Annotated in this window: 19 protein-coding genes and 2 tRNA genes; 8 read left to right on the forward strand and 13 right to left on the reverse strand. The window is 55.2% G+C overall.

All coding sequences use genetic code 11. From position 1 onward, the window contains the following. Positions 1-47: 47 nt before the first annotated feature. Positions 48-1,454 carry an alpha-amylase family glycosyl hydrolase gene (locus ABD931_RS27310; RefSeq protein ID WP_345271216.1) on the reverse strand — a complete coding sequence of 469 codons (1,407 nt, stop codon included), beginning with the start codon at positions 1,452-1,454 and terminating at the stop codon, positions 48-50. Between the two features lie 39 nt (positions 1,455-1,493). Further along, complete coding sequence (rpe, locus tag ABD931_RS27315; protein WP_345271218.1) at positions 1,494-2,165, reverse strand: ribulose-phosphate 3-epimerase; 672 nt, start codon at positions 2,163-2,165, stop codon at positions 1,494-1,496. A 102-nt stretch (positions 2,166-2,267) separates the two neighbouring features. Here rpe and ligA point away from each other — a divergent pair, with 102 nt between their 5' ends. Further along, entirely contained in the window at positions 2,268-4,310 is a 2,043-nt protein-coding gene (gene ligA / locus ABD931_RS27320) for an NAD-dependent DNA ligase LigA (protein ID WP_345271219.1), read from the forward strand. 43 nt (positions 4,311-4,353) lie between these two features. Next, a complete protein-coding gene (gene dapA / locus ABD931_RS27325) occupies positions 4,354-5,250 on the forward strand; it encodes a 4-hydroxy-tetrahydrodipicolinate synthase (RefSeq protein ID WP_345271220.1) in 897 nt (298 codons plus the stop codon). A gap of 76 nt (positions 5,251-5,326) precedes the next feature. On the opposite strand, the gene ABD931_RS27330 is transcribed toward dapA, so the two are convergent. From ABD931_RS27330 to ABD931_RS27340, 3 genes are all read right to left on the reverse strand, one after another. After that, a complete protein-coding gene (locus ABD931_RS27330) occupies positions 5,327-5,518 on the reverse strand; it encodes a hypothetical protein (RefSeq protein WP_345271221.1) in 192 nt (63 codons plus the stop codon). Between the two features lie 252 nt (positions 5,519-5,770). Continuing rightward, entirely contained in the window at positions 5,771-7,942 is a 2,172-nt protein-coding gene (locus ABD931_RS27335; protein ID WP_370469361.1) for a carbohydrate binding family 9 domain-containing protein, read from the reverse strand. 124 nt (positions 7,943-8,066) lie between these two features. Next, entirely contained in the window at positions 8,067-10,625 is a 2,559-nt protein-coding gene (locus ABD931_RS27340) for a M14 family metallopeptidase (protein ID WP_345271223.1), read from the reverse strand. 232 nt (positions 10,626-10,857) lie between these two features. Here ABD931_RS27340 and ABD931_RS27345 point away from each other — a divergent pair. Together ABD931_RS27345 and ABD931_RS27350 are read left to right on the forward strand one after the other, a co-directional pair. Then, a tRNA-Glu gene (locus ABD931_RS27345) sits at positions 10,858-10,932 on the forward strand. 74 nt (positions 10,933-11,006) lie between these two features. Then, positions 11,007-11,081, forward strand: a tRNA-Glu gene (locus tag ABD931_RS27350). A 58-nt stretch (positions 11,082-11,139) separates the two neighbouring features. On the opposite strand, the gene ABD931_RS27355 is transcribed toward ABD931_RS27350, so the two are convergent. From ABD931_RS27355 to ABD931_RS27370, 4 genes are all read right to left on the reverse strand, one after another. Continuing rightward, the gene (locus tag ABD931_RS27355) at positions 11,140-11,571 is read right to left on the reverse strand and encodes a hypothetical protein (protein ID WP_345271225.1); all 432 of its coding nucleotides are present in this window, start codon (positions 11,569-11,571) and stop codon (positions 11,140-11,142) included. A gap of 90 nt (positions 11,572-11,661) precedes the next feature. Continuing rightward, the gene (locus ABD931_RS27360; protein WP_345271288.1) at positions 11,662-12,471 is read right to left on the reverse strand and encodes a CheR family methyltransferase; all 810 of its coding nucleotides are present in this window, start codon (positions 12,469-12,471) and stop codon (positions 11,662-11,664) included. 34 nt (positions 12,472-12,505) lie between these two features. After that, a complete protein-coding gene (locus ABD931_RS27365) occupies positions 12,506-16,132 on the reverse strand; it encodes a response regulator (RefSeq protein WP_345271226.1) in 3,627 nt (1,208 codons plus the stop codon). 20 nt (positions 16,133-16,152) lie between these two features. Next, on the reverse strand, positions 16,153-17,739 hold the full coding sequence (locus ABD931_RS27370) for a hybrid sensor histidine kinase/response regulator (protein WP_345271227.1): 1,587 nt from the start codon (positions 17,737-17,739) through the stop codon (positions 16,153-16,155). A gap of 476 nt (positions 17,740-18,215) precedes the next feature. Here ABD931_RS27370 and ABD931_RS27375 point away from each other — a divergent pair, with 476 nt between their 5' ends. Beyond that, positions 18,216-19,097 carry a YciE/YciF ferroxidase family protein gene (locus ABD931_RS27375; protein WP_345271228.1) on the forward strand — a complete coding sequence of 294 codons (882 nt, stop codon included), beginning with the start codon at positions 18,216-18,218 and terminating at the stop codon, positions 19,095-19,097. A 66-nt stretch (positions 19,098-19,163) separates the two neighbouring features. On the opposite strand, the gene ABD931_RS27380 is transcribed toward ABD931_RS27375, so the two are convergent. The 3 genes from ABD931_RS27380 to ABD931_RS27390 all read right to left on the reverse strand — a co-directional run bounded on the left by ABD931_RS27380 (position 19,164) and on the right by ABD931_RS27390 (position 20,810). Next, the gene (locus ABD931_RS27380) at positions 19,164-19,484 is read right to left on the reverse strand and encodes a hypothetical protein (RefSeq protein WP_345271230.1); all 321 of its coding nucleotides are present in this window, start codon (positions 19,482-19,484) and stop codon (positions 19,164-19,166) included. Positions 19,485-19,585: 101 nt separating this feature from the next. Beyond that, a complete protein-coding gene (locus tag ABD931_RS27385; RefSeq protein ID WP_345271231.1) occupies positions 19,586-20,002 on the reverse strand; it encodes a hypothetical protein in 417 nt (138 codons plus the stop codon). 58 nt (positions 20,003-20,060) lie between these two features. Next, entirely contained in the window at positions 20,061-20,810 is a 750-nt protein-coding gene (locus ABD931_RS27390) for an SDR family NAD(P)-dependent oxidoreductase (protein ID WP_345271232.1), read from the reverse strand. Between the two features lie 100 nt (positions 20,811-20,910). On the opposite strand from ABD931_RS27390, the gene ABD931_RS27395 reads away from it, so the two are divergent. Further along, positions 20,911-21,810: a histone deacetylase family protein gene (locus ABD931_RS27395; protein ID WP_345271233.1), complete on the forward strand. Its 900-nt coding sequence runs from the start codon at positions 20,911-20,913 to the stop codon at positions 21,808-21,810. 80 nt (positions 21,811-21,890) lie between these two features. Here ABD931_RS27395 and ABD931_RS27400 read toward each other — a convergent pair whose 3' ends face one another. Next, positions 21,891-22,379 carry a ferritin-like domain-containing protein gene (locus tag ABD931_RS27400; RefSeq protein WP_345271235.1) on the reverse strand — a complete coding sequence of 163 codons (489 nt, stop codon included), beginning with the start codon at positions 22,377-22,379 and terminating at the stop codon, positions 21,891-21,893. A gap of 273 nt (positions 22,380-22,652) precedes the next feature. Between ABD931_RS27400 and ABD931_RS27405 the strand changes: the two genes are divergently transcribed. Both ABD931_RS27405 and ABD931_RS27410 read left to right on the forward strand, forming a co-directional pair. Further along, entirely contained in the window at positions 22,653-23,153 is a 501-nt protein-coding gene (locus tag ABD931_RS27405) for a nuclear transport factor 2 family protein (RefSeq protein ID WP_345271236.1), read from the forward strand. Between the two features lie 30 nt (positions 23,154-23,183). Beyond that, a complete protein-coding gene (locus tag ABD931_RS27410; protein WP_345271237.1) occupies positions 23,184-24,833 on the forward strand; it encodes a hydantoinase/oxoprolinase family protein in 1,650 nt (549 codons plus the stop codon). Positions 24,834-24,943: the final 110 nt, after the last annotated feature.

A 24,943-nucleotide genomic window follows, 5' to 3' on the forward strand; every position in this document is an offset into this window, starting at 1 on the left:
CGGGTTATACCCGAATTGACCAGTTATCTGGCGAACGAACGAACCAACTAATTCGTATACACCTGATATCCCCAGGGCTTGAGTGAAACGGTCATCTGGGGTTTTAGTTCGGCCGGCTGGCGGGTAAAGACTTCGGTGTACCGGCCCTCGTAGCCTTCGCCGTTCAGCCGAATGGTCAGGGGCTGGTCGCTGAGATTCAGGATGACGGTGATCCAGTCGTTGTCTTTCCGCCGGTAGAATGCATAGGCTTTATCGTCCTGGCTGGTCGGAATTTTAATGGCCTGCCCCCCTGCCAGCCCGTTCCAGAGCGCTTTATTCCGGTGTTTCAGGGTGAAAAGCGTTTTAAAGAAGCGGCTTTTCGAATACGTGTCCCAGGGAATGGTGTCTTTATCGTAAAACGACAATTGTTTATTCAGATTTGATTCCATGCCGTTATAGATCAGCGGCATGCCTTCCAGAGTGGCCGTCAGTACAGCAAAGACATCGGCCGCCGGACCGAATGTTTCCTGGAGCGTACCCCGGTGCGAATTTTCGTCGTGGGTATGGATAAAGTGCATCTGGTAATACCAGGCCGGGTAGTTTCTTTGATTATGGTTGAGCAGGGTATCGATTGCCGCAGCCGGGCGTTTGCCGGCGGCAATATCCTTCAGTAAATGATACAGGTTCCAGCCGTAATTGGCATTCGACCATTTGAAATGCGCCGGGTCGTTATCCCACTCCGACAGCAGGAAGACCGGCTTTAGGCGGTCCAGGGCCGCACGGGCTTCCTGCCAGAAATCATTGGGAACCATGCCGGCTACTTCGAGCCGGAACCCATCCACATCGGCTTCTTTAACCCAGAACTGCATAGCTTTGATCATCGACGCCCGCAAATCCGGGTTATTGTAGTTCAACTGGGCCACGTCATTCCAGCCGGTGGGCTTGCCCTCGTTGGTGACAGGCGAGATAATCCGGCCATTCTTCTGCACATACCAGTCCGGGTGTTCGTTTATCCAGGGATGATCCCAACTGGTATGGTCGGGCACCCAGTCGATAATTACCCGTAAGCCTACGTCATGCGCCCGCCGGACAAGTGATTTGAAATCGGCCATAGTCCCAAAATCAGGATTGACAGCCGTGTAGTTGGCGACGGCATACGGATTTCCCAGTCGGCCCAATCGTTTCTCAGTCCCGATTGGGTAAATAGGCATGAGCCAGATAATGTCGGCCCCAAGCTCTTTCAACCGGGGCAGGTGTTCTTCTACGGCAGCAAACGTGCCTTTAGGGGAGAATTGGCGGACATTTACCTCGTAAATGGTGGCGTTTTTGGCCCAGTCCGGTGTGGATGGCCCCGTCGGCTCATGCTGACCGGGCAGCGTCGATGCCAGTGCATCAGACTGGTTTGTTTGATGGTTACGGCAGGCGGTAATCAGCAGGCTAAATCCCACTGCTGCAGCCAGATATACTGTTTTCATAAGGTAGGCAGCCTAGTATGGCTAAAAATCAATATCAGCTTAGGCCAGCGCGGGTTTCGGGTACTCGCCCAGTTCCCGGATGGCCGCCATGGGATCATCTGCTTTAAAAACCGACGTACCGGCCACCAGCACATCGGCACCGGCATCCAGCAGCCGCCCGGCATTATCAGGACCCACCCCGCCGTCGACTTCAATCAGGGCCGGTAGCCGGTGCGTCGTCAGCAGGTGTTTCAGGCGGGCAATCTTCCGGTAGGTATGCTCAATAAATGTCTGTCCACCAAAGCCCGGATTTACCGACATCAGCAGCACCTGGTCGATTTGCTCCAGCACATCTTCCAGCAAGGGTACGGGCGTGTGCGGGTTCAGGGCCACGCCGGCCCGGCAGCCCAGCTCCCGGATCTGGGTAAGTGTCCGGTGCAGGTGAGTGCAGGCTTCGTAATGCACCGTAATGGTAGCGGCCCCGGCCCTGGCAAAGGCTTCCAGGTATCGCTCCGGCTGCACAATCATCAGGTGAACGTCCAGGGGCTTTTGGGCGAGTCGGCGTACCGCATCTACAATGGGCAGACCAAACGATATATTGGGTACAAAAACTCCGTCCATGATATCAACGTGAATCCAGCCGGCATCACTCCGGTTGATCAGGTCAATATCCCGTTGCAGATTGGCAAAATCGGCGGCCAGAATAGAAGGAGCAATGATGGGTTTATTCATAATTCAGCGGTTACTATCCTGTAAAACTAAGTTTTTTTGGCCGATAGTTGAAATAAAACCGTTTTACACGCTGTTTTGTGTATCATTTTGGTCACCGATTTTATGTCTCCTCAGGAACGCATCCACGAATTAACCGACAAAATCAACTACTATAATTATCAGTATTATCAGAACAGTATCTCGGAAGTGGACGACTACACGTTCGATACGTTGCTGGAAGAACTCATCGGCCTGGAACGCCAATACCCGGAGTTCCGCCGGCCCGATACGCCGTCGCTGCGGGTGGGCGGGACCGTCAGCAAAGAATTTCCGACGGTTTACCACCGCTTCCCGATGCTGTCGCTGGGCAACACTTATTCGGAAGTCGAACTGGTGGAGTTTGACAACCGGGTCAGAAAAGGACTCAACGACCAGCCTTATACCTACGTCTGTGAACTGAAATTTGATGGAGTAGCCCTCAGCATGACCTACGAAAACGGCGTGCTGGTGCAGGGGGCCACACGGGGCGACGGTGTCCGGGGCGACGATATTACGCACAACATCCGGACCATCCGGACGCTACCGTTACGCATACACGGCGACAAAATACCCCCGCTGTTTGAGGTACGGGGCGAAGGGTTTCTGCCCCTGGCGGAGTTTGAGCGGATCAATAAGGAGCGGGAAGACATTGGCGAGCCGCTGCTGGCCAATCCGCGCAATGCTGCTTCGGGGACCTTCAAACAGCAGGATTCGGCCATCGTTGCCAAACGCCGGCTCGATTGTTACCTGTACAGCTTTCTGTCGGAGCCGGAGATCTTTCAGACGCATGAGGAGAGCCTGGTGGCCATGAACCAATGGGGATTCAACGTCTCGCCAACCTGGCGCACCTGCCGTACCATTCAGGAGGTGATGGCGTATATTCAGGAATGGGAGACCAACCGGTATTCGCTACCGCTGGCCACCGACGGCATTGTGATTAAGGTGAACCGCTACGATCAGCAGCGCGAACTGGGCTTTACGGCCAAAAGCCCCCGCTGGGCCATCGCCTACAAATATAAAGCGCAGGCGGCCAGTACCACGCTCAATTCCGTTTCGTACCAGGTGGGCCGCACGGGGGCCGTTACGCCGGTAGCGCACCTGAAGCCGGTGCTGCTGGCCGGCACGGTGGTCAAACGGGCGTCACTACACAACGCCAACGAGATCCAGCGGCTGGGTGTGATGCTCAACGATACCGTATTTATCGAAAAAGGCGGGGAGATTATACCCAAAGTGACCGGCGTTGACTTGGCAAAACGCACGGCCGCGAGCGTCCCCATCGACTACCCGACGCACTGCCCCGCCTGCGGTACCCCGCTGGTGCGGAAGGAGGGAGAAGCGCATTTTTATTGCCCCAACGAAAAGAGCTGTCCTCCGCAGCGGCAGGCCCGGCTGGAGCACTTCATTCAGCGTCGGGCCATGAACATCGAAAGCCTGGGCGAGGGGAAGATCGAGCTGCTTATTGACAAAGGCCTGCTCGAAAACCCCGCCGACCTGTATGATCTCACGACCGAAAAGCTGCTGGGCCTGGAGAAAGCCTATACCGATGAGGAGTCCGGCAAAATCCGCGTGGTGAGCTTCCGGGAGAAAACGGTAGAGAATATCCTGACCGCCATCGAACGCTCCAGGCAGCAGCCGTTCCCGAATGTTTTATTTGCCCTGGGTATCCGGTACGTGGGTAATACCACCGCCGAGAAGCTTGCCGATTATTTCGGCAGTATGGATGAGCTGATGGCGGCCCCGTACGAAACGCTGGTGAACGTGCCGGAGGTGGGGCCGCGTATTGCCCAGAGTATTGTGGCCTGGTTTGCCGACCCGGACAACCAGCGCTTCGTGGAGCGGCTGCGGCAGGCGGGCCTGCAATTTGCAGCCGACCGAAAAATTGTGGAGCCCGAGAGCAGTAAACTGGATGGTAAGACCTTCTTATATACCGGTACGTTCGCCCATTTCAGCCGGGAGGAGCTGGAAGAGCGCATCCAGGCCAATGGCGGCAAGCTGCTCAGTGGCGTATCCAAAAAGCTCAGTTACCTGATCGTGGGCGAAAATGCCGGCCCGTCCAAAGTCGATAAAGCCCGTAAGTTAGGGGTGAATATGATTGGGGAGCAGGAGTTTATAGCAATGATTTCGTAACTTTGTCTAAACAAACCCAGTTTTCATTTTTCATCCAAGTTACATGGATACTCGTTTCCACGGCGTCGGGGTGGCTATTGTTACCCCGTTCCAGGCCGATCATTCTGTTGACTTCGACGGCTTCGGGCGGCTGATCCAGCACGTTTCCGACGGTGGAGTCAAATATTTTGTGCTGCAGGGCACAACCGGTGAATCCCCGACCGTAACCAAATCGGAGAAAAAACAGCTACTGAATTTCCTCAAAGAAAAAAACTATAAACGGCTGCCCATCGTGTACGGCATCGGCGGAAACGTCACCTCCGATGTGGTAGCGACCATACAGGATACAGATTTCGACGGCATTGACGCTATTCTGTCGGTCTGCCCCTATTACAACAAGCCGGGTAAGCGGGGTGTCATCGAGCATTTTACACGGGTGGCCGATGCCAGCCCGGTGCCGGTGATCCTGTACAATATCCCGCCCCGGACGGGTATCAACCTATCGGCGGAGACCATCTGCACCCTGGCCGAACACCCGAACATCATCGGCGTAAAAGAAGCGTCCTGTGTGATTGAGCAGTGCATGGAGATCGCCCGCGACAAGCCGGCCGATTTTCTGCTCATTTCGGGCGACGACGTGCAGGCCGTACCCATCATCAGCATCGGTGGGGTAGGGGTCATGTCGGTTATTGCCAACGCCTTCCCGGCGAAGTTTTCGGGAATGATCGAGGCTGCCCTGCGGGGTGATTTTGCCTTTGCCCGTCAGGAACTGGGGCATTTTCTCCGCGTTGATCCGCTGCTGTACGAAGAAGGCAATCCCGTTGGTATCAAGAAAATTCTGGAGATTATGGGGCTTATCCACTCAGATGTGCGGCTGCCGCTGATGAAGGCTTCCGACGAGCTGGGCGAAAAGCTGAAAGCCGTAATTCAGCACGATAAACTGGTGGAACTGGTAGCCTGACCTCAGGTAGGCTATCAAAACAGAAAGCCCCGCTTCATCAGGCGGGGCTTTCTGTTTTGAGTCGGGTATCTATCGCTTAAAGTCTTCTCCGGCCACCAAACAGACGGGAGCCGGCCCAGATGATTAAGAAAACGACAACAAGGACTGCAATAATTCCGGTATAGGCACCTGCTTTAAAGATTCCACCAACCACTTCACAACTGCTCATCAGAAAGAACAGAATGAGCGATAATAAATAAGGAATCAGGCATTTTGCAAAATTTTTCATGGCGTTGAGTATTTGTTGTATTACGATCAATTGGTCTTCGGATTTTATCCATCGGCCGATCGATTTGGTTTCTGTTTGCTGGCCCGTTGCGTGTAACCAGGTGGTCAGTGCGTCTCTGGGCGTTTGCTTACTACATTACAAATGGTGTGCCAATTTTGCAAAATGCTCGAATGACGGGCTTATCCTCCGGTTAAATCAACAAAATATCCGGGAGTTGCGCTACATACTGTGAAACCTATTACCCAATTGGGGTTACACATTCCACCAATAGGTGAATTTGATCACCAGTGCGCGATTTTTTACAGCAAAGGAGCCGGGCAGGTAGTTGTCGGTATACACAATAAACAGGTCGGAGGCCGGTTTGTATCGCCACTGAAGCCGGGTGTTCAGATTTACGTTCCGAGCCTGCTCGTTGTACTGCATAAAGGCCGTAAAGTACAGCGTATTAGTCATGGTGATGTCTATCCGCGGTCCAACCAGCCAGAAGGTCCGGTTACCCCAGGGCTGCGGCAGCCGGATGTCGTTATAGCTGGAGCTTACGGCTACGCTCACAAACGGCTGGAACCGATACCCTACCTCTGAGGTCAGGTTCAACCGCGTACCACCGGCATAATAGCCTCCGTAGCGGGTAGAAAAGGCGTAGGTAAATACGCTTTGCGGTTTCGAGACAAACTCGGTGCCCCAGGCATTCCAGCGGTGCTCGGTACCGCGGGCCAGGGTATCCAGTCCGGTATTGGTCGGGTCAAAGGGCTGTAACAGTTTGACATAATCGTGGGCAACCCAGGTCACAAACGAGCTGCGGCTGCGGAAACCGACCGTGTAGGCAAGGAAGGTTTCATTGTCGGTCTGCTTCATGGATTCATTAAAGAAGTAGGTGGAGCTGATTCGGGGCCCGTGGCTAAGCACAATGCCTCCTTTCGGGAACAGCAGATAACTTGCCGTTGGGTTTATCTTCACGTAGCCGCGCCGGGGTACATAGCCCACTTCGGCCGTGTAGTTTCGCCCTACGTATTCGTGCTGCCAGCCCAGAGTGAGTTTCCGGCTGTTGTAGAGCAGGTTACCGGCGTGGACATAATCGTTGCCGGACGGGCCGGGGCTGAATGAGCGCAGCACCAGCGCCTTACCGGTCCATTTGTTATTTGACGATGCCAGGTTGTACTCAAAGCCGAAATTCCGGTTATACTGCGAGTACTGCGGTTTGTCGGCCTGCGGGGTGTAGTCGACAGACTCTTTGTTTATGCCGATGATTCCGATGTTTGACCGGGCAAATATGCGCCGTTGCAGCGCGAACACGGCAAAGTTCTGGGCGGGCAGGCCCGTTTCGTCAACACGGCCGGTCTGCATATCCATCAGCCCGATGCGCCAGTCTTTGTTCAGCTTCCCGCTGAGCCGGGCACCAAACCGGATTGGAACACCCAGGCCGATCCGGCGGGAAAAAAACGGACGAATGGTGGCGTAGCCGAAGTTGGTAAACATATCGCCGTTCTCCAGAAAGAACTGCCGCCGTTCGGGAAAGAACAACTCGAAGCGGTCGAGATTGGTTACCTGCCGGTCTACATCGACCTGCGAGAAGTCCGGGTTCACCGTCAGGTCCAGGTTCAGCGAGGAGGTGACGGCGACCTTGGCATCGACGCCCACATCCCGGCGGTATTCGCTGGGTCGGTCCATTCTGTACTCCCGCGATACGCCGGCCAGGGCGTAGGGAATAATGGAAACATTGGGGCCGGCGCTCGGCGGGGGCTGATCCCAGACCAGAATACCCGTATAGGCCAGCGAAGCCGTCGGGAACTGCCGGGGTACTGGTGCCCAGCTCGATTTCTCCGTTGTTTTCAGATCGAGCCGGCTGAAGTTGATACCCCAGCGGGTAATGCCTTTTTTGTAGCGGATGGTCTTGAACGGAATGGCCGCTTCAAAAATATATTTGTCGTCGTAGTTCTTCACCACCGACGTCCACTTATTATCCCAGTTCAGGTTGGCCTGTCCGCCTTCAAAGAGTAATCCATCCCACTGCGCCCCGGCCGCGTTGGTCCCGAAGGTAAAGCCGTTGGTCTGGTCGTCGAAGGGGTCAATGAAGAAGATAAAATTGTCGTTTTTGCCGAAGTTCCAGTCGCGCCGGAGCGATTCAACCATGTAGGGGCCGGGCAGGGCGTGGTAGCAGATGGCGGTGATGTATACGTTCTGGTTGTCGTAGGTCATCTGAACGTCGGTGCGCACCTTGGCGGCACTGGTGTCCATTGGCAGGACCATGTAAAAGTCCGAGGCTACATCGGCATCGCGCCAGGCCTGTTCGTCCAGCACCCCATCTATTTTGATAGGTGAGGTGGCCTTTCGAATGTGGTATTGATACGATTCGTTTTTCTTTTGAGCAACTAAAGAAAGGCTAATCAACTGAAGCGCGAGTAGCACACGTAAACATTTCACCAGGGTAATATTGGTTAGGTTATAGTTGGATAAGCAAAGTTAATGGAGTTTTTACGGTATTTGGGTAAAAAATAAAGACCGACACTCCCGCAGCCGGTCTTTACGTTAAAAGATATGGACTATAAAATTAGTTGCCGGTCATAAAGACAGCGTTGCCGAACAGCAGCTTGCCATTGTACCAGAAACCCCGGAACAAGGGATCATTGGCCAGGTAGATGATAGAACCCCGTCCCAGGGGCTGCTCACCCATAATCAGGGTATTCTTCAGCTTTTCCTTCGCATTGCGGCCGGCAAAACCCGCCACGTAATTGTTGTCTTTCAGGTAGCCCACATTCCAGCCCGACTTCAGAAAGTCGAAATTGTAGGCATCCTGCACCAGGGCGTAGTAGCCGTTGGTCAGACCAAAGGCCAGCGGGTGGGTCGTGTCCAGATTCAGGCGGTAGATACTGCCGGGAGTTTCGTCGGAGATGGCGCTGCGTTCCCGGTCGCCGTAAATTTTTAACGAATCGACCGGGTTGGCTTTCCGGTTGGCCGTACTGCCAGCCCGTCCTTTGCTTTTTTCCTCCGGGTCCTCTTTTTCCTTTAGCTCAAAATCCGGCTTACCGGCCAGGTAGGCAGCCGCCCGCTCCAGCGCAATCAGCTTCCCTCCAGACCGTACCCAGTCTTTCAGGGAGGTCATGGTCCGTTCCGTCAGAATGCGGGCGTAGCTGCCCGACGGCAAAATCAGCACATCCAGTTTACGCCAGTCTACGTTTGCCAGGCTCTGACCGTCGATCAGCGTGACCGGATAATTAAGCTCCTGATCGAAGTAGTACCAGACCTCACCGACATCGGTAGGCGAGGTGCCTTCGCCTACCACCATGCCCACGCGGGGGTTTTTCAGCGACAGCACCGAGCCCGAACCAAAGTCAGACCCTTTGGTAACATAGCCGGAGGCAATTGGCGTTACCGGGATGCCGGCCTCCGTTGCTGCCTGCTGCACAACGGCGTCGAAGCGGTCGCCCAGGCGTTCGTTACCGGTTCGGGTAAGAATCAGCGTACCGGCCGGGTAGGTCTGTCCGTTGACTTCAAACTCTTTTTCGGCCGCCCGAACCCGCACTTTCTGCTTCAGGAGGCCGGCCAGCAACTGCACCGATGGCAGCGACTGCCACCGGGCTACATACGCGTAGGGTTTGCTGACCGAAGGCGCAACGGCAACTGCCAACTTCGGCGCACTGGCTACGGGATCTATCCGGGAAGTAAGGCCGTAAGTCCCAACGCCGAACGCATACGGAATGGACCAGGCCGTAATATCGTACGTAACGGAATCTTCCAGTTTGGAGGCCGGCTCAAACAGGATCTTCAGCAGGGTTGATTTAGGCTGGTAGGCACTGATAACCAGATCCTCCGGCGCTACCGTAACACTCTTCTCGTTTTTTTGCGTCGCGTAGTTAAACGCCGGCGCCGTCTGCGATTTGCCGGCGTAGCCGTAACGGATCTGATTGCGGTCGAGCAGTTGGCGGAGGGCTTTCATGCGACCTTCGTCGCCGTTGGCTTTAATCACGTACGATTTATAGGCACCGATGGGCGTGTTGCGGGACTTATCGAAATAACTGACAAACTCCTTCACCACCTGATCGGGACGGTCGGCTACGGATTCCAGCGTAGCGATGCTGGCGGCAACATGGTGGTCTATGCGCTGCCGGAGGGTCAGGGTATCGCCGTCGTTCTTTTCGAGAGCCAGACCGGCGCGGCCGCCACCACCCTGCTCAAATGTCATGCCGATGGCTCCGTTATAGGTAGGCCAGGTATCGCCGTAGCTGGGGTAAAACAGGTCGAAGCGTTCGCGGGTATAGTACAGCCAGTGGTTGCGGTCGAAATAACGGGTATTGTACTGGCCGATAATATCCTGAAACTGGCGCTGCCAGGGTGTAATATCTTCGTGAAAAGGCTTGGCCGAGGGGGCAAAATAATAAGGACTTTCGGGGCCCATTTCGTGAAAATCGCCATGCAGTTGCGGCATCCACTGCTGGTATAGGGCCATACGCTGCTGGGTAACCTCCTGCGTTTGCCAGGCCCAGTCGCGGTTGGGGTCGAAGATATAGTGGGTATAACGGCCACCGGGCCACGGCTCCTGGTGTTCGCGGGCAAAAGGCGTCGGATTCGGGTTGCGGCCCACCATCTGGTTGTACCAGTTCACGTACCGGTCGTGGCCGTCGGGGTTAAGGCCAGGGTCGAGCATGACTACGGTGGTGTTCAGGATCTTCTGCGCTACGGCATCGCTGGTTTGCAGCAGTCCGTACAGCACCTCCATGAAGGCTTCGGAGCTGACGGCCTCGTTACCGTGCACGTTGTAGCTCAGCCAGGCGATGGGCGGTTGCGGAGTTGAGGTTGGCTGACCATCCAGGAGGCCGATGCGTTTCAGGTTATTGGTCCGGATCTCTTCCAGCCGGTTCATGTTTGCTTCCGACGCTACGATTACGGCTACCAGCGGTCGCCCCTCAAAGGTAGTACCGTAGGGGAGGAGCTTCACGCGATTAGGCGCCTGCCGGGCAATCTGCTCGGCATAGGCCAGAACCCGGTGGTGGGGGGTAAACTTACTGCCGACTGGGTAACCCAGAAACTGGGCCGGCGACAGTAAGCCGGATTGTGCCCAGGCCTGGATGCAGATAAAGGTAAAAAGCAAAAACAGCGCGTTTTTTTTCATGCAGTGGGTTACTATGAACATGTTAACAGTCAATCCGTTTTAATTTGTCAAAAATAGTACAAAAGCGGTTTTTAAGGCTTATTGGGCTAGTTTTTTTAGGAAGGTATTTGCATTTAACGAAAATGCCCGTACCTTTGCACCACGTTTGAAAAAACGGTCATAACCGACGCAGATCCGGGGCATCCGGCAGATTTTCTGCCCACTGCAACCCAAAGGCTGCGGACCTTGAAAAGGCCCATTCGTCTAGCGGTTAGGACACGTCCCTTTCACGGATGAAACAGGGGTTCGATTCCCCTATGGGTCACCAGAATAACTGGCGGTGTGCAGTAGGCAGCCAGCTATTCTCGAGTACAACACCTGCCTGCTGCACACTTAAGAAAGGGCCCATTCGTCTAGCGGTTAGGACACGTCCCTTTCACGGATGAAACAGGGGTTCGATTCCCCTATGGGTCACCAGACAGCCCCGGCAAGTGCCGGGGCTTTTGTGTGTTTAGCCGGTTCGTTCAGGTTGCTATTACCGGCTGCGCACGAAACGCAGGTAGCACGGCCGCTCGCAAAGGGGCAGTAAGTCTAAGGTATCGCTGCGGAGGGAGAGGGCCTGAGTGAAGTTGGCGTGGTTCTGGCCGATATAGAACCGGATAAGTGAAGAGGTCGGGCCGGTTTCCAGTCGATAGTAGCGGGCCGGCCGGTAATACTCCAGCTCTTTGCCCTGGCTGCTGACCGCGCCGTCGGCGGTAAAAGTGATCGACTGAACCGGCAGGGCAGGTACACTCCGGACCGTAAACAAAGTGTCGCGGGAGTCGGCCCGCTCTGTCAGCCGCCAGGTGCCGACAAGTTGGGGCGCTCCCTGCCCTAAGGTAAAAGGCTTTTCCTGACAGGCTGCTACTACCAGCAGCAGGCATACACTAAAGAAGAAAGATATACGCTGGCATGGTATCTGAACCATAGCTTCTTGGCAAAGATTGGGGCTATTGGTAGCGACGATGGACAGAAATTACCCGCTAAAGATAAGCCGGTTCTGCCTGACAAACCGTTTTTACCCGATTTTTCGCCAGATCTTTTCCCGATTGAGCTGCTTGTATCTGGGCTCGATGCCCGAAAACTTCAGGGTTTCCTTGCTGCCCAGCGCCAGGTAGCTCAGGGGACTGAGGCTTTCGTCAAACAAAGTCAGAACGCGATCCTGCAGGGTTTTGTCGAAATAGATCAGCACATTACGGCACAGAATCAGGTCGAACTCGTTAAAGGAGCGGTCCGATACCAGATTGTGGGTCGAAAAAACCATTCGCTCCGCCAGTTCGTCGCTGAACTTCACATGCCCGTATTGCGCGGTATAGTAGCAGGAAAAATCGGCGGTGCCGCCCGAGAGCAGGTAGTTTTCAGAATACTGCTTCATAGGCTGCAGCGGGTAAATGCCCCGGCGGGCAGTTTCCAGTACGGCTGCGTTGAGGTCGGTAGCATACAGCAGGGATTTGGCCAGCAATTGAGCCTCGCTGAGCAGAATGGCCATAGAGTAAACTTCTTCGCCGGTGGAGCAGCCCGCATGCCAGATGCGAATGAAGGGTTTGGCGGCCAGCGTTTTGAGTACATCGGTCCGGAGCGCTTTGTAAAAGGTGGGGTCGCGGAACATCTCGGTGACATGGACCGTAATTTCGGCCACAAACCGGCTTACGTACGCCGGGTCTGACCGTAGCCGGTGGCGCAGCTCGGCAAAACTTGGGAACCGGTCCAGCGACCATAGCCGCGTAATCCGGCGCCTGAGCGATGCCTTTGCGTACTGGGTGAAATCGTACCCATACAAATCCAGTAAGTCAGTCAGCACTAAATCAAGTTCCTGATCCCCAATCATAACCATAATCCCATTCTCCTGTCCTCCTTTTTCCTTACCTCCGCTCATACAACCACACCCGCAGCAGGGAAATAAGCTGGTCAATATCAACTGGTTTGGTTATGTAGTCCGACGCGCCCGCTTCAACGCACTTCTCGCGGTCGCCGGTCATTGCTTTTGCCGTTACGGCAATGACCGGCAGCGACCGGTATTGGGGCTGCTGCCGAATCTGCCGGGCCGTTTCGTAGCCGTCCATCTGGGGCATCATCATGTCGAGCAGTACCGCGTCAATTCGTGGGTTTTCGTCCAGTTTCTGCAAGGCTTCTTTACCGTCCAGGGCCGCAACCACCGTCATGCCGTACTGCTCCAGCGCCTTCGTCAGCGAGAAAATGTTTCGTACGTCATCATCGGCAATCAGCACTGTTTTGCCGCTCAGGACCTGGCTGAGGGCACCCAGTCTGTCGGGCAGTCCGTTGCCGCCGTCGGGCTGTTTCTGTTCGTCGACCAGGTGCAGAAACAGCGACACTTCGTCGAGCATACGCTGGTAGGAGTGGGCGGTTTTGATGACAATTGAATCGGCGTATTTTTTTATCTTTAGTTCTTCGGCCATCGACAGACTGCGGCCAGTGAAGATAATGATGGGCAGGTTTTCCAGGCCGGGGTTCTGTTTGGCTTCTTCCAGCATTTCGTAGGCATTGCTGTCGGGGATACCCATGTCGAGAATCACGCAGTCGACATTTTGATTCTGTAGGGCGTTTACGCCTTCGGTAACGTTGCTTTTCAGCTCCGTCGTGATCCGGAAGGTCTCCAGAAAATAAGCCAGGGCTTTAGCGTGTTTGGGGTTATCCTCCACAATGAGCACTTTTTTCGGGCTCCGGCTCAGCACATCTTCAATTTTCTGAAAAACAGTCTGCAACTGCTCAACGCCTACCGGTTTATCCATAAAATCGACGGCACCTTTCAGGAGGCTTTCGTTTTTAAGCCGGTGCGACGACATGATGTGGACCGGAATGGGGCGAGTCTGCCGGTTGGCTTTCAGGGCATCCATTACTTCCCAGCCACTCATCACCGGTAGTTGAATGTCCAGCAGAATGGCCTTCGGCTGGTACTCATTAGCCAGTTGTAATCCTTCGTCGCCCCGGACGGCCACAATGCCTTTGTAGCCTTTCTGCCGGGCAAAGTCGAGCAGGGTCCGGGCAAAGTACGGATCATCTTCAATAATCAGGATGGTTTTGTCCTGCTCAGTCAGGGTGGCACGGTCGTCGGGAACGGGTGGAGGAATCACGGTCGAGAGGTAACGATCCGGCTTGGCCGGGGCCGGCTGAATGGTGGGGATGGGGAGATCGGTAGCCGGCTGGGGGGGGCGTTCCGCGTACGTACCCGTGTTGACCGGCCGGGCCGGGTTCAGGCTGGATACGGGCAGGTGCAGCGTAAACTCGCTGCCTTTACCGGGTTCGCTGGTCAGGGTAATATCGCCCCCGAGCAGCTTGGCCAGTTCCCGGCTGATGGAGAGTCCCAGGCCTGTGCCGCCGTATTTTCGCTTCGTTGAGCCGTCGGCCTGTTGAAACGCTTCAAAAATGAGGGGTTGTTTTTCGGGTGGTATGCCAATGCCTGTATCGTTTACCGTAAAGCTCAGCTGACCGGCCTGGTGAGGATGCCTGCGCATTCGGAGCGTTACGCTGCCGGCGGCCGTAAATTTCAGGGCGTTGGCCAGCAGGTTTTTCAGGATCTGCCCCAGCCGCTGCCGGTCGGTTAGCAGTGTAGCGGGCATATCGGGATTAACGCTTATCGAAAAGGCCAGGCCTTTTTCCCGCGCCATCACCCCAAACAGGGCGTTTAGCTCATCGGTAAGGTCGGTCACCGGCACATCCTGGTAATCCAGTTTCATCTGGCCGGCTTCTATCTTGGAGAGATCCAGAATTTCGTCGATCAGGCTGAGCAGTCCGTTGCCCGACGCCTGAATCACTCTGGCGTATTCCGTTTGGTCGGCATTCAGGTTACCGTCGGCGTTTTCGGCCAGCAGCCGGCTCAGCAGCAGAATGGAGTTGAGGGGCGTTCGGAGTTCGTGCGACATATTGGCCAGAAACTCCGATTTGTAGCGGTTGGTCTGCTCCAGTTCGCCGGCTTTTTTCTGGATCTCTTTATTTTTTTCTTCCAGCATAGAGCCGCGCTCTTCCAGTTCGCTGTTGGCTTGCTGCAACTCTTCCTGCTGTACCCGCAGTTCTTCTTCCGAAATCTGGAGTCGCTGGGTTTGGGCTTCCAGCTCGGCATTGACGGCTTCCAGTTCGGTTTGCTGGGCCTGTAGTTCTTCGGCCTGGGTTTGGGTTTCGTTCAGCAGATGCTGGAGCCTGCCGTAGCTCAGGGCGGCATTGAGCCCAATGGCGAGTGACTCCTGATTGTTTTCCAGCAGGGCTATCTCCAGGGAAGACGGTTTACGGAGTAACCCCAGCTCTACCGCCCCGAGGCAGTCGTTGCCGTATACCAGCGGGGTAATGGCCACGGCTGTCGGGCGGGTTTCGCCCAGGGAGGAGCTGATGCGGGGGTAATCGGCCGGCAGGTCATCGACCACAATTAGTTTTTGCTGGGCAATGGCCTGGCCTACCAGGCCTTCGCCGGTTCGGATGAGGGCCGGAGCCTGGCGGACTGCGTAACTGCCGGCCAGGGTGTACTGATCGCTGTCGTTCTGGGTCAGATACACCGTTCCCATCGGCGCGTTGAGGTAATTGGCCAGCGTATCGATCAGGCGGCCGGCCAGCCGTTCGGGGTTGCGCTCGCCCCGGATGGCGTTGCTCAGGGTTACGGAGCCGGTTTGCAGCCACTCCCGGTTTTGCAGTTCGGTAAACGTCTGTTCCAGGGCTTTGGCCATCTGGTTCAGCGCGATCGAAATACGCCCCAGTTCATCATCGCGATCATCCTGACTGCGGACGCTGTAGTCGCCGGAAGCTATGGTGCGGGTAACGCCCTCCATTTGAGAAATCCGCCGGGCAGTCTCAATGTATTTTTCCTCGGCCAGTTTCTGTTGGGCAATGCGGTGATCCAGGTCTTTTTTGATGCGCAGGAAGGCAAAGGCCGTAATTAGCATAGAGATAATGGCCGAAACCAGCAGCACCACCGGCGTGTAGGTACTATAAAACTCCTGCTGCGCCGTGCGGGTCCGCAACTGGTTCAGTTCCTGCGCTTTGATGCGGTTTATGACCACCCGGAGCTCATCCATGATCTGTTTTCCCCGGATGAGTTCCCGGCGGAGGATAGCGGTATCGTTTCGGGTAGCCTGGTTTCTCCGGAACTTGATCACCCGTTCCAGCTGCGCATAGCGGCTCTCGTAGAGGTTCCGGACCTGCGCCAGATTCTGCTGCTGCTGCGGATCGTTCTTTGTTAATTGGTTGACCCGGTTGAAACTACCGGTGGTTCGGCCGTAGCTGCCCTGATAGTATTGTAAAAACGTAGGGTCGAGGGTAAGCAGGTAGCCGCGCTGGCCGGTTTCAGCATCTTTCAGGTACGAAATAACGTTCTCCGATTCCAGCAGCACCTGCTGCGTGCGATTGACCAGCCGGGAGTTATCGATCAGTTTCCGGATGCTGTAAAACGAAGCTACCAGGCTGATCAGGAGCAGGATCGTGGATACGACAAAGACGAACTGCAACTGCCGGATAACAAAGTTTGGGGTCGATGGTGAATCCATGAGTAGGTGGTTCCGTAGCGTTATGGGTGTTGAGCCGGATCGGTTTGTCGGACGGGTAAGATCAGGATAAACGAAGCGCCTTCGCCGGGACGGCTCTGCGCCGAGATCAGCCCCTGGTGCTTCGCCATATTCTTTTTGGCGATGGCCAGCCCGATACCGGTCCCTTCGTAGCTGGTCTGGCTGTGCAGGCGCTGGAAGATAACAAAAATCCGGTCCAGAAACTTTTCGTCGAAGCCAATGCCGTTGTCCTGCACCACAATGCGGCAAAACGGACCGGTAGCGGCCAACTCCCCGTCGATTGCTTTGGTCGCAATCCGTTCGGCATGGATCCGGATAACAGGCGGCTGACCGGGTTGGACAAACTTCAGCGCGTTGCTGATCAGGTTCTGAAAGACTTGCCGGATGCGAACCGGTATGGTATCGATTACCGGCAGCTTGCCGATAATGATTTCTGCCCCGCTTCGGCGGATTGGCTCGTCGAAGTCGAGCAGCAGTTCGGCCAGCAGGGCGTTCAGGTCGGTGGGCCTGAACACCTCGGGTGCCGATAAATGCGTGTACGCCAGCAGGTCATCGATCAGCCGGGCCATGCGGGCCGATGACCGGATAACGCGTTCCAGGTAGGAGACGGCCTCGTTGTTTTCTTTCAGGTACTTCTCCCGAATATGGTCGTTCAGGAGCTGAATTTTCCGCAGGGGCTCTTTCAGATCGTGCGACACCACCCAGGTAAACTGCTGTAGCTCGTGATTGGTCCGTTCGAGTTCAGCATTATTGAGCAGCAGTTCGCGGGTGCGCAGGGCCACTTCCTGCTCCAGCAGTTCGGCGGCCTGCTTCTGGGGGTGAATATCGGTGAAGGTACCGATCCAGCGGGACACCTGCTGCGTATGCTGCCGGATTGGCATCAGGCGTAGCAGGTGGTGCCGGTATTCACCGGAATGGTGATCTCGTAGTCGTACCTCGCGCACAAACCCGGTGCCGCCGGTCAGGGCCTTAGCCAACGCCATCCGCAGGTTATCGTCGGGGTGGGTCACCGGAAAGGTAGCTGCATCAACCGCGTAGCGATACCAGTGTTCGTTGACGTACTCGATCCGGCCGTCAGGTGTGACGGTAAAGGCTATTTCGGGCAGCGACGCCAGAATGGCCTGTAGCTCCCGCAACTGACCGGCCAGTTGCTCCTGTGCCTGTTTCCGGATGTCAATTTCCCGCCGGAGCGAATCCTGCACCATGCGGAGCTCCTGCTGCTGCTCGTAGAGCTTGTGCAGCGTTTTTACTTTCAGCGCCAGAATATCGGGATCAACGGGTTTAGTCAGGTAATCGATGCCGCCGGCGGTATAGCCCTTGGTAATAAACTTCTTTTCGGTGTTGACCGCCGAGAGAAAGATGATAGACGTATCCCGCGCCTTGCTGAAGCCGCTGATGGCGTTGGCAACTTCAAAGCCGTCCATTTCCGGCATCTGAACATCCAGGATGATCACCGAATAGGCCGCTTTCAGGATTTTCCGCAGGGCTTCTTCGCCGGATTCGGCCGTATCAACCAAAAAACCGTGCAGTTCAAGAATCTTCTTCAGCGGAAGAATATTCTCCGGCCTGTCATCGACAATCAAAATCATGGTAGGCGTGTAATGGTCAAACCTGTTCAGGTGGTGTTATAGTAACTGAACGGAATGCCTGTCTGTTTTGTGGGTAGAGCCCTCCACCGCGCATTGACTGGGGTGAAGATACGCCACAAACCATACACCTGTCAACTAACCCGATTACCGGGGCCAAAAACAAAAAAGGAGTTGCCCCGCCAGCCCGGCCTATACTACCTGGGCAGTCTGGGATATTTGCCTTAAGGTTCAGATATTAATATGTAAGTAGTTGACAGTGAACAGACTATAATCCCGTAAGCTAAGCTTATGGCCCATATTTCTAAAGGTTGGCATGGGGAATTGATGACATAGATAACCGTCAGATGTGGAAAAAGATAGACAGGGGCCGTATAACAAAATCTATAAAATCCACAGAATCAGCATATATTAATCTGGCACAGATTTTGGCTTGTCTGAGTGCAATAGTTTTTGAACCCCAAAACTTAACAACGAGTATGGCATCATTAGGAAAGCAAATCGCAGATTTTTTCTCGGGAGGTAATAGTAACATCGATGACGGCTTACGGGGCGTGTTCATCCACGAGCTTCAGGCTGCTTATTATTGCGAAAAACAGGCCGTAGATGCACTGGGTGAGCAGGCCGATGCGGCTACGACCGATGTGGTACGGAACGCGTTTTTGCAGCACCAGGAAGAATCACGAAATCAGATTAACCGGCTGGAGCGGGTTTTCGACAGTATCGGCGTTGAAGTAGACGATCTGGAAAGTGATGCCATTGATGGTCTGGTCGATGATGCGCAGACAATGATTGCGGCTACAGAATCTGGTTCGCTGAGCCGCGACGCAGCCCTAATTGTGGCCGCCCAGAAGGTAGAGCACCTCGAAATTGCTACCTACGGTTCGTTGCATACAATGGCTCGTTTGCTGGGATACAACGAGGCTGCCAACCTGCTGGAAGAAACCCTGCGGGAAGAAAAGAATACCGATCGCAAACTGACCGAAATTGCCGAGTCATTCATCAACGAGAAGGCGAAGGCCGAAGGTCGGGATGTAAGCGAATACGGCCGCAGCCATACCGATTACGACCGGGATATGTACGCCGGCACAACTGCCGGAAGTATGGGTGGTACCGCCTACAGCGGCCGTGAAACCGATATGAACCGGGGGACTAACTGGAACTCCGACAGCAACATGAACCGCAGTAGCGATATGGATTCGAACGTAAACCGCGCCGGTTATTCAACGGGATCGTCGTACAGCGGTAACTATAGCGACACCGACGATATGAATCGTGATCGTGACCGGGAGCGGGGTATGTATGGTGGCTCTAACACCAGCAGCAATGATCCGACTCTGGGTGGTATGACAGGCGTGTAAGCTACAAGCAACCGCATAAAAAGAAAGGCACTTCTCTACGAAGTGCCTTTCTTTTTATGCGGCAGGCTACCGGCCGTTCCAGCGTTCCTGATCATTGTAGCCGGGCGGCCGTTCGCCGAAGTTATTGCCTCCAGGAGCTGCTTCGCCGATGTCGTTGCTGTCTGGCAGGACCTGCGTGCCGTCGTTATTACCCAGACTGGTGCCGGTGCCGGGCGTGGTCTCCGGGCCGGGGATATTGCCCGGGTACCGCTCCTCGTCGATCAGCCGGGACAAATCTTTTTTTTCTTCCCTGGTCAGCTTCTGACCTTCGCCCGCCAGCGGGGTCGGGTATTGGGTGTAACGCCGGTCGGCGGCCGACGCGATTGTGTTCTGATGACCTGTTTCCATGTTAATGCCCTATCCATAAAAAGAAGACATCCCGACCTGAGATGTCTTCCGTAGTAACGATACCGCCAGAAAAAGAGGCAGAAAAACTATTGATCGGCGAATCAGCCACAGAAGGCTTCCCACAGACGCTGGTACAGGAGCCGGGCGTACCGCCGAATACCCACGCCCGACGTCCGGATGGCAAAAGGAACAAAATTTCCCTTCGCCTTAGGGAGGGGCTCAATGCGGATCGTAGTGTCGGCTACACCCGTGCTGGTAAGCCGGAGACCGGCATCGGGCAAGTCAACCTGTACCTTTTCGGGGTGCGAATCAATCGTTAACTGCTGCACAAACTGCTGTAACTGATTGGCGTCAAACCAGGTTAGCGGAGGCATTTTCTTTTGATCAGGCTGGTTATTTCGCGAGCAGAGAAACTGTACCCAAAGCAGGGACTGACCGGCTTGTGGCCGGGACTGGACCTGAACGTCGAGTAATTCATACGGTAGCAAATCTTCTGGAGTAGACGTAGCTATGTTCATGTGTTGACGAAGATTAAAGAAAAAGTACTATTAAAACCTCTAAAAAAGACCAGGTGTTTCACACGTAAATCATCTTGCGCGTCATGCCACCATCAATAATAAAGTTCTGACCGGTGATAAACGAATTTTCTTCGCTGATCAGGAACAGGACCATTCGGGCTATATCATCCGGGCGGCCCACCCGGCCTGCCGGGTGCTGGGCGTGATCGTCGGGCCGCAGCTTTTCGGGTTTGGCATTCGCCGATTTCTTTACCGCCGATACATCGATCCAGCCGGGGCTGATGCAGTTGACCCGTATATCGGGGCCGAGGCTAACCGCCAGGGAGTGCGTCAGCGCCAGAATGCCTCCTTTGGAGGCCGAGTAAGCAAACGTCTGGGGCTCCGACTGCAGCGCCCGCGTCGAACTGATATTCACCACGCTGCCTTTTTGCTCTGCCAGGTGCGGAGCCGCGTATTTGGTGCAGAGAAAAACGCCGGTCAGGTTCACACCCAGCACCCGGTTCCACTCGTCGAGCGAGAGCAGGCCAAGGGGTTTGTCGTCCTGGATGCCGGCATTATTGATCAACGCATCAATGCGGCCAAAATGGTCGATGGTGCGTTCGGTTGCCTTACGGACCTGCGCTTCCGACGAAACATCGCAGGGCAGCGCCAGCACCTGTCCGGCTGCGGCTTTCGGGGTTTGCTGCAGGTCAGACAGCGCGTCGGTATCGGCCTCCCAGACGGCCACACGGTACCCGTGCGTAACTAAAAAATCCGTCGTAATGCGGCCGATTCCCTGACCTCCGCCCGTTACGATAACTGTCCTCATCTATATCCGTGAAAGATGAGCAATGTACATGATCCTGGCAACAGATTTACGATTTTCCCGGTTATTCATCAGAGAACCTATCTAACGGATACCAGACTTCATGCTGCGCATTGCTTACTCGCCGGTCTACCGCCATCCTTTGCCCGAACACCACCGTTTTCCTATGGGTAAGTACGAACTGATCTATGAACAACTCCTGTATGAGGGTACCTGTACGCCCGACAATTTCTTTGCGCCGGCGCCGGTAGACGATCGCTGGGTGCTGGGGGTACACACCCCGGCGTATGTGGAGCAGCTAAAAAAACAGACGCTGCCGGCAGCTATGGTGCGCCGGATCGGCTTTCCGCTGTCGCCGGGCCTGATTGAGCGGGAGTGGGTGATTACCCAGGGAACCATCGACTGTAGCCTGCTGGCTATGGTGCACGGTATTGCGCTGAACGTAGCCGGCGGTACGCACCACGCCTACCCCGACCGGGGCGAAGGGTTCTGTCTGCTCAATGATATAGGCGTAGCGGCTTATTTTCTGCTGGAGACCCGGCAGGTCCGGAAAATCATGGTGATTGATCTGGACGTGCATCAGGGCAACGGCACGGCTGTGATGTTCCGGCACGACCGACGGGTGTTTACCTTCAGCATGCACGGTCGCGATAACTACCCGCTCAGAAAAGAAACATCTGACCTGGACATTGACATGCCGACCGGTACCGCCGATGGGGTATACCTGAGTACCCTATACGCAACGCTGCCTGGCCTGATCGAGCGCGAAAAACCTGATTTTCTGTTTTATGTATCCGGAGTAGATATTTTGGAGACCGACCGGCTGGGAAAACTGAAGGTATCGAAAGAGGGAACCCGGCAGCGCGATGTCTTTGTGTTTGAACAGGCCCGGCGCTACGGCCTGCCCATTGCTGTCTCTATGGGTGGCGGCTACTCTCCCCGCCTGGCTGATATTGTCGACGCGCATTGCAATACGTTCCGGGCAGCAGCTTTATTCGTTTGAGGTTTGAGGTTTACCGTTTGAGCGGGGCCGCCCGGCGGTTAACAGGCGAAGCCACGTTAAACCTCAAACCTCAAACGGCATTAAGCCTGCTTCGCCAGCTGGTTCACGTTGTCCGTAGCGATGCGGGTCAGTTTTTCGTCGGTATTCTTTTCTTCCTGGAGGGTTTGCTCCAGCAGTTGGGCAATGTCCTGCTTACCGGCCAGTTGGGCCAGTGTCCGAACAGTGCCGTAACCGGCGATTTCGTAATGTTCTACCTTCTGGGCGGCTCCGATGAGGGCCGCATCCAGCAGTTTCTCATCGTCAATTTCCGACATCAGGCTTTCGGCCTCCTCCAGCAGACCCTGCATACCCATGCAGGTTTCACCCTCAGGCTCGCAGCCCAGCATCTGGCAGGCTTGCTCCAGCCGGCGAATCTGCTCTTCGGTTTCTTTCAGGTGCATTTCAAAGGCCTGCCGCAACTGGTCGTTGCTGACTTGCTGAATCATCATAGGGAGGGCTTCGGTAATTTGGGTTTCCGCTGAGTACAGGTCCTGTAGCTCGTGCTCGAGCAGCTCATTGAAGTTCTTCATAACACATGAAATTTTTGGGTTGACAATCAATTTGGCTGGACTTGCCATACCGGCAAGCTCTCCGGTTTGAACAGGACGGATTGGGTGTTGTTCAGATTTTTAATGGATTTCTGAGGCTGCGGGATGCAACTCTCCGGTACCGCTGACGGAGTCTGGCGCCTTGGTTTTGGCCGGTTGCCGGGGCTGAAACCTGCACCATTAACAAACTTTTTAGATGTGAGTTTGTCGAGTATAGTACCTTTAGCCACGACAGACATCCACAACAACCAGTTTATGAAAAATTTCTTGATTGGCCTGGCCGGCTGGCTGACCTTCCTGACCGGGGCCGCAGCTCAACCGACAGAGACGCGCCCGAGCAGCCGGACAGTGGTAACCACCACGACCACCCCGGCCGCTTACAAAGACCGGGATGCCATTACCAGTCTGCTAAAACGGCGGATAACCTTACTGAACGAAGGCCGGCTGGATGCCTTACCGGAAACCGTAACGGCCGATGCCGGCATCCAGATGGGCAGCCGGCCGCTACAGTCCCTGACGCCCCTGCTCATCACGTACCGGGCCGAGGCAGGTCGGGTGAAACTCAGCAATCATCAGATTCGGCGGCTGGACCTGGAGAACCGCAACGCCACCGCTACCGAGACCTTCGGGTATACCTATACACCCGCAGGCCGTGAGCCGGAAACGGGTACCGGCACCATCAGCAATAATCTGGTTAAGGGCGAAGACGGACGCTGGCGCATCAGTCGTTCGCAGGTTAGCTATACCCGCCCATAAACGGCGTGCTTTGTTTACCCACTACACACCATGTACAACCTGGGCATTGATATCGGGAATACGTTTACCGACTTCGTTTTGCTGGAAACCCTCAGCGGTTATCTGGCCTTTGGCAAAACACTGACTACCCACGATGACCTGACGCAGGGCGTGCTGGTGGGTTTCGATGAATTGCTGGAGCGGAATGAGGTGGAGGCTTTAGAAATACACGCGATTCATTTGGGCTCAATGCTGGTCGACCAACTGGATATCGCCAACTTACAGAGCCGGCTGCGGGCGCTGGACTTTCGGGGTCAGTTCTGGCTCATGACTGCCGGGGGCTGGCTGGTTGCGCCGGAGGAAGCCCGGCAGTTGCCGGCGGCCCAGCTTCGCTCCAGTTCGGCCGGGGGAGCTATGGCCGGCGCGTTTTTCAGCCATATTGGGCGGTACGCTAACCTGCTTACCATTGATATTGGTGGTGCCAACGCCGAACTTTCGCTCATCATCCAGCATAAACCACAGTTCATTCTGAAGTCTCTGGCACCCAACGAGCCTGGGGCCGGTAACCGGTCGGCTATCGAACCGGTGATCGAGGTGGTTGATGTCTCTGTGGGTGGCCGGAGCATTATTTACCTGAACGAGCAGGGAGAACTTCGGGTTGGCCCGGACATTGTGTTGCCGGAGTTTGGTCCGGTCTGTTACAATAAAGGAGGCACGCAGCCCACTTTAACCGATGCCAGTCTGGTGCTGGGCTACCTGGGTGAACGATTTTTTCTGGGTGGGGTCATCGAACTGAACCGGGCCGCAGCCGTCAAGGCCATCAATGAGCAGATTGCCCGGCCGCTGGGCATGAGTGTCGAAGAAGCTGCGATGGCCGCCCACCGGCAGGTGAACGAACAGATTGCCGCTGCGGCCCGGCAACTTCTAACTCAACTGAGTCCCGAGCAGGAGCCTGCCGAACTGGTAGCCATCGGTGGGGGCGGGCCGGTCCATGCCTGCGAACTGGCCCGGCAACTCCGGATATCCGAGGTGATGGTGCCCGTCGGGGCCGGTGTGACCTCAGCGCTGGGGTGTCTGGTGGCACCCGTAGCGACAGCGCGCATTCAGGAGTACTTTAGTTCGCTGGATACAACAGACTGGGGTTTTCTGAACGAATTGCTCCGGCAGATCGCCGACGAAGGGCGGGCCGCGCTCCAGCAGGCCGGTCTGGATGTGGCCGCAGCTACCGTGGAGCGGGCGGGGTTTATGCGGTTGCTGGGTATAGCTGAAGTCGTGTATGTGACCCTGCCCGACGGTGAACTAGGCCCGGATTCGCTGCCTGCTATCCGGGAGGTATTTGTTGCCGAGTACCGGCGTCGGGGGCGCTTTGTTGTTGAAGGGCGCACCATCGAGGCTGTTGCCTGGCAGGTTCTGGTGCGTATGCCGGCGCTGAGGTTTGGCCCCCGGCGGGTGGATGCTTTCAATAAATATTCAATTGGCGGCAAAGATTTTTCGGCCCTGAAAGGATACCGGCAGGTGTATTACCTGGGAGACCCTGTACCCTGTGCCTGCCCGATTTATGACCGCCACCGGATTCGACCCAACGACACCTTATCCGGGCCGGTTATTATAGAGGAAGATGAGACTACGATTGTGATTGAGCCGAAAACCTATGTCCGGATGGACACCAACCGTAACTTGTTTATTAATGTTCGCCTTTAACGCTACTCCATAGTTACCCGTATGATAATATTAAGAGTTTCTCTTTGGCTGATTGATTCAAAATTCTAATATTGTGCATTAGAAAACCGTCATGTTTCATATAAGCTGAT

The organism is Nibrella viscosa (assembly GCF_039541875.1).
GTDB classification, from domain to species: domain Bacteria; phylum Bacteroidota; class Bacteroidia; order Cytophagales; family Spirosomataceae; genus Nibrella; species Nibrella viscosa.